Here is a 218-nt window from a genome sequence, read left to right on the forward strand (position 1 = left end):
TCCCAGTTTGCGGTCTGGACCTGCTCCAAAAGTCTGACCTTGTCTATCTTCTCCCACTGTTCCGGGTCAGCATCGTAAATTCGTTCCAGAAGTGTTTTTGCTTCGATTCCGTACCACTGACCTGCCCCGATTGTAATTGCGTGTTCTTCAGAAGAATTGGTGTAGGCTTCCGTAAAGTCCGAATAATCCTGCTGTCCATAAACCTGTCCACCGGTTTC

1 protein-coding gene is annotated in these 218 nt (G+C 48.6%); it reads right to left on the reverse strand.

What is annotated here, in order from left to right:
- Positions 1-218: hypothetical protein (locus ABFY71_RS19240; protein WP_347947487.1), on the reverse strand; the 218-nt coding region annotated here is incomplete at both ends.

The sequence above is a fragment of the Devosia alba genome, assembly GCF_039938915.1.
Classification (GTDB): Bacteria; Pseudomonadota; Alphaproteobacteria; order Rhizobiales; family Devosiaceae; genus Devosia; species Devosia alba.